Source organism: Thermogemmatispora sp. (assembly GCF_019683755.1).
Taxonomy (GTDB): Bacteria; Chloroflexota; Ktedonobacteria; order Ktedonobacterales; family Ktedonobacteraceae; genus Thermogemmatispora.
In genome coordinates this window covers 1-5,119 of sequence record NZ_JADGHT010000330.1, presented here as the reverse complement: position 1 = coordinate 5,119, position 5,119 = coordinate 1, and the positions used below count along the sequence as shown (strand labels likewise).

Genomic DNA, 5,119 nt, shown 5'->3' with positions numbered 1-5,119 from the left:
CGGCTCTACCCGTGAGTGGTCCGTATTATGGGCCGGGGGGTCCGGTCACGCCAGCAGCTCCGCCAAGACGTGGCTCAGCCTTTCGCGCGGTGGTCATCACGCTGATCCTGGCCGTGCTCTTCGGAGGGCTGATGTTTGCCGCAGGCTGGCAGTTTGGCAATGCAAACGGCGTCTCGTCAGCGACTCTGCAGACCGGTAGTAACAGCAGCAGTAGCACGACAAAGGTCGTGACAACTGATGAGCAGGCGCGGGAGGCCGCGATTGCCAAAGTACAACCTGCCGTTGTGCAGATCAACGTCTCGACGGCCTCTGGCGCCTCAGGCATTGGCTCCGGAGTCATTATTGACAAGCGTGGCTACATCGTGACCAACTACCACGTGGTCGAGAGCGCCCAGCAGATCGAGGTGGTGATGGCCGATGGCACCCATCTGACCGCTCAAGTGGCTGGCACTGATCCCGCCGACGATCTGGCGGTCATCAAGATCAACCCGCCCAGCAATATCACGGTTGCCACATTGGGTGACTCCTCGAAGCTGCAAGTTGGGCAAGAGGTCCTGGCCATCGGGAACCCCCTGGGAGAAACGCAGACAGTGACTCACGGCATCATCAGCGCTCTGGGTCGCACCGTCTCAGAGGAAGGCCAGGGAAGCGCAGTTATTGCCAATGCCATTCAGACTGATGCCCCAATCAACCCAGGCAATAGCGGCGGAGCGCTCGTCGATCTCTCGGGCAATGTGATTGGTATCCCAACGGTGGCGGCCATTGATCCAGAATTCAATACGCCAGCCAATGGCGTGGGCTTCGCCATCCCCTCGAATCGCGTCCGCTTCATCGCGCAACAGATTATCGCCACGGGTCAGGTCACCCATACAGGCCGGGCGGCTCTGGGCGTACGCGTAGCCTCCGTGACGCCGCAACTGGCGGCTCAGGATAATCTACCGGTCGACTATGGCTCCCTGATCGTCTCCGTCACGGCCAATGGCCCGGCGGCTCGCGCAGGCCTGCGAGCTGGCGATATTATCGTGGCCATCGACGGCCAGAAGGTCACTGATAACCAGACCCTCAGCGATATTCTGGTCAACAAGAGTCCCGGCCAGACTGCCAAGGTGACAGTCTATCGCGGCAATCAGCAACTCACTGTCACAGTAACCCTTGGCGAACTGCAAGCGGGCAGCTAAACCAGGCGGACGCCAGCAGCAAGGAGCAACTCTAGTTTCGCAAAGCTTTCCTGCGCCATTGGCGATGAGGAGCGAGTGACGAGATGACAATCTGGGCATCCCCTCACTCGCTCCTTGGTTCCTTCGGAGAGGAGCAAAGCGCTGGTCAAGTTGGTAACAGACAAGCCCACTAGCCTCGCTAGGATGAGACCGGCTGCTGACTGGAAGAAGGGGCCCCCGTCGCTGCCGCTGTAGCTGGCGTCGGCTGTGGCGCGCGCCGTCCGGTGAGAAGGACGCCGCCGAAAAAGACGATCCAGCCCAAGGCCATGAAGAGCCAGAAAGTACTTTCCAATCCCATGAAGCGCGCGAAGCTGCCAGCGGCGGCATTGAGCAGCTCACCGAGCAGGATCAGAATATTCCCCCAAAAGATATTACTCGTCTGCAGGCCACGAATCGACGTCTGGCGGCGCAGTAGCTTCCAGAGCGAGTAAAGGAGGACACCGACAACAGCCACTACACCAACTGTGTTGAGGACGATGATGGTAATGACACCAGCCCCGAGCTGGAGAACGCCGCGGCCCGAGCTGCCAATCACGTGGCTAAGGGCCTGCTGATCCACACCTGCTGTGGCGATGGAGATAATGGCCAATAGGCTGACCAGGGAAAGCACGATCAGGCAGGCCAGAGTCACCCGCCGGCTGCTGACCAGGGCCACGCTGCCCAGACCGAGCCAGGCTGAGGTGAGAGCAGCGCCAAGGATATAGTAGATGCGGAAAAGCGCAGTGCCCAGGGCACTTGTCGGCTGGGCAGGGATCATGAGCACGTAGGCCAGCGTGGCAACAAAGGCCATACCCAGCGCCAGCGACCAGTAGAGCTGGTGAGGACGACGACGCTGCCAATATTGCATCAGCACAACGCCGGCAAAAGCGGCAGTAACGATCACATTGACTATGGCAAAACTGACCAGTAGCACTGTCTCCATAGAGAGCCTCCCGCAGGCAATGCCCCACTACAAGCGGTGAATCCTGCAAAAGCTTGATTGGATCGTGTAGATTATACAAAAACCTATGCAAACTTGCACTGCCTGTCGCCCTGCCCCGGCGCTCAGTTAGCGCCTCGCCGACCTCTCGTGAGCTATCTGTGATCTTCCCATGCTCTCACGAACGCTTTTGCTCCTCTACGTCCTTGCATCCTCGGCTCCTTCAGGCAGAGGACCACAGAGACCTGCCGTCGCTAACCGGGGACCCAGATCTGCCTGCCGCCAGCAAGCGGGTGACCTCAGTGGGGGGTACGACCTGGCTCTCTAGCCTGTGCGCCAAAAGAAGATGCTGAAGCACCTGATCGTGGCCGGGCCTTGTCCTGCGGCCTTTTTCTACGGACACGCCATCACAGTAACAGTGTGCGCACGAGGCTGAAGCGGAGGGCTTGCACGAGCGGGACAATCCGACCTATAGTATGGGATAGGCAGAACGACAGAGCCTCCCGAGCGGAGCGCACCCTACCTCGCCAAGGTTGTATACATGGCACAGAAACGAGGAGTTATCAGCAAAGAGAGGACAGAGAGGCAATTAGCGCGAGAGCAGCGCCGCGAATTTGAAGAGGAGCTAGCCGCTCACTATGAGCAGCAGCTAGGGAAGCCGCGCGATCGACGGCGACTCATCTTCGTAGGCGTGCTGCTCCTGGTGATCCTTTTGGCCGGCGGTTACATCATCCTCACGCTATTGCCGGCGCCTGCGACGGCCCCGACGCCCGGCATTGCCGTTGGGCAGCCGGCCCCGGACTTCAGCCTGCCCGTCTACGGTGGAAGCGGCGGCCCGACCATCAGCCTCAAGGCCTTACGAGGTCATCCGGTCGTCATCAACTTCTGGTCGGAATCCTGCGAACCTTGCCGCCGTGAAGTACCGCTTTTGCAGCGCACCTACGAGCAATACGGAGCGCAAGGCGCCTTTGTCCTACTCGGCATCAACCAGGCTGATCCCAAAGAAGACATCGCCAGCTTTGGCCGTGCCTTCAAGGTCACCTATCCCCTGCTCTTCGACGCCGGCGGCAGCGTCAACGCCGCCTATCATGTCACGGCCATCCCAACGACCTACTTTATTGACCGTCAGGGCATTGTCCGCGCTGTCGCCATTACCGAGCTGAACGAACAGTCCCTGCGTCAGGGCCTGGCCGACATCGGGGTCAAGTTACCCTGAGCGGGCGGCTGCTCCCTGCTCCTGCTAAGGCGAAGAGCGGGCGCGACGCGTTACCAACAAGCCGACAAGGCTCACCGCAAGCAGCAAACCAGCCAGCAGCAGACGCGTCTCAGGAAGGGCCAAATTGAAGGAGAGAGCGGGGCCAGGAGGGGTTGATCTGAGCTGCTGAGATGGCGAGGAGCCAGTCGATCCAGCGGTTCCCACGAGGTTCGGCTGAGACGAATTCCTGGGTCCCTCTTCATGAGGAGGGCGATCCCCCGATTGCTGCTGCCCGGTAACAGCAGTAGCGGGGAGCTGAGAGGAGTTTGCCTGTCCCCCTCCAGTTGGTCGCGGCAAGGCTGTGCTCATGCTGGTTGAAACATTGCCGCGCAACGCTGGCAGCAGCCCCGACAGCAGCAGTGCCAGAGCGATCACGGCTGCCAGCGCGCTCGCCATCCGCACAGCACGCCGCCAAGGCAGACGTCTCGCTCTAGCGCCTCTGCTCGGTTGGGGCTGGCGTGTTGGGGCCGCAGAGACCGCAGAGACCAGGGGAGTGACTGGCGCTTCCGTTGTGATCGCGTTCTCAGACACAGCGGAACCCGCTTTTTCTGGCGTGGAGGAGGTGCTGAGCAGCTCTGGCGTCAGGGTAAAGGCGCGTGGCGGCGTGGCGCGCGGCAGCGCACGCAGCCAATCGCGCGTCAGACTCAGACTGGCCAGCTCTGAGCGGCATGACGAGCAGTAGGGCACATGGGAAGCGCAGAAAGCTTGCTCCTCAGAAGAGAGCGCCCCATCCAGATAGGCCGAAAGCTGCTCAAGTGTTGGATGCTCCTGATGATCCTGTGCCACGACTCTCTCACTCCAGTACCAGAAAATTGCCCGTTTACGAACCGCAAGAGCGCCGCATCAGCACTGACCTCCTTTCCCGTGGAGGTGAGCCGGGGGAGGGAGGGAACAGCACCTCTTAAGGAGAACGAAACTGGCGTGGCAAAAGTTCCTGATAGCGAGCCAGGTAAGCGCGCAGGCGGGCGCGGCCCCGAGCAATGCGTGAGCGTATTGTCCCGAGAGAAGTGCTCGTCACCGTTGCGATCTCCTCGTACGAGAGGCCTTCAATATCGCAGAGAATCACCGCCAGGCGCTGCTCGGGAGGTAACTCCGCCAGGCCGCGCAGAACCAGCTCCTGTAGCTCCTGAGATAGCAAGTACTGCTCTGGGTTAGCCTCCACATCTGGCGTCACCAACTGCGCCAGGAGCGAGGAAGACTGAGAGTCATCCTCATCGCTGGCCACCTCCAGCGACTCGCTGAAGTGCCGACGCTGACGTCGCCAGTGATCATAGACCAGGTTCGAGGCGATACGCAACAACCAGGGGCGAAAAGCCGTGCTGCCGCGGAAGGTAGAGAGATGGCGAAAAGCCGAGAGGAAGGTATCCTGTGTAATATCGGAGGCCAGCTCGGGATCACCCAGCATGCGCAAAACCAGATTATAGACACTCGCCTGGTAGCGCAGGACCAGCTCATTGAAGGCCTCCAAGTCGCCGCTCTGGCTACGGGCGAGCAGCTTCGCCTCATCATCGTCAGGCCATGTGTCCATCAAGCAGCCTTTCCTCCTGGTCTGATCGCCTTCAGTGTAGCACAAAATCAGTTCAGCGGCTATATCCCGCTGGTGATCTCTGCCAGAGGGGTCCCTGCTCGTCGCTAGCGCCTCTCTGGCAGACTGTCTGCCTGGCTGATCCCGATAGAAGCGACTCGGCCTCCCCGGACCCAGCACTGGGGAGAGGTGAGGCCCGTTCC

General features: G+C 60.6%; 5 protein-coding genes. 2 read left to right on the top strand and 3 right to left on the bottom strand.

Annotated elements, in window-relative coordinates; all coding sequences use genetic code 11:
* On the top strand, window positions 1–1,178 hold a 1,178-nt coding region (locus IRZ24_RS16545; RefSeq protein ID WP_297166520.1), incomplete at its 5' end, for a trypsin-like peptidase domain-containing protein.
* Between the two features lie 178 nt (window positions 1,179–1,356).
* Here the strand turns inward: IRZ24_RS16545 and IRZ24_RS16540 are convergent.
* The gene (locus IRZ24_RS16540) at window positions 1,357–2,139 is read right to left on the bottom strand and encodes a hypothetical protein (RefSeq protein WP_297166517.1); all 783 of its coding nucleotides are present in this window, start codon (window positions 2,137–2,139) and stop codon (window positions 1,357–1,359) included.
* A gap of 538 nt (window positions 2,140–2,677) precedes the next feature.
* Between IRZ24_RS16540 and IRZ24_RS16535 the strand changes: the two genes are divergently transcribed.
* Window positions 2,678–3,352 (top strand): TlpA disulfide reductase family protein, encoded by a 675-nt coding sequence (locus IRZ24_RS16535; RefSeq protein WP_297166514.1) that lies wholly within the window; start codon window positions 2,678–2,680, stop codon window positions 3,350–3,352.
* Window positions 3,353–3,376: 24 nt separating this feature from the next.
* Here the strand turns inward: IRZ24_RS16535 and IRZ24_RS16530 are convergent, their stop codons facing one another.
* Complete coding sequence (locus IRZ24_RS16530) at window positions 3,377–4,177, bottom strand: anti-sigma factor (protein ID WP_297166511.1); 801 nt, start codon at window positions 4,175–4,177, stop codon at window positions 3,377–3,379.
* A gap of 115 nt (window positions 4,178–4,292) precedes the next feature.
* The gene (locus tag IRZ24_RS16525; protein WP_297166508.1) at window positions 4,293–4,919 is read right to left on the bottom strand and encodes a sigma-70 family RNA polymerase sigma factor; all 627 of its coding nucleotides are present in this window, start codon (window positions 4,917–4,919) and stop codon (window positions 4,293–4,295) included.
* Window positions 4,920–5,119: the final 200 nt, after the last annotated feature.

What these genes read in the sequence shown, in the direction of transcription:
- IRZ24_RS16540 (WP_297166517.1), bottom strand. Translation starts at nt 2,139, where the DNA reads ATGGAGACAGTGCTACTGGTCAGTTTTGCCATAGTCAATGTGATCGTT.
- IRZ24_RS16535 (WP_297166514.1), top strand. Translation starts at nt 2,678, where the DNA reads ATGGCACAGAAACGAGGAGTTATCAGCAAAGAGAGGACAGAGAGGCAA.
- IRZ24_RS16525 (WP_297166508.1), bottom strand. Translation starts at nt 4,919, where the DNA reads ATGGACACATGGCCTGACGATGATGAGGCGAAGCTGCTCGCCCGTAGC.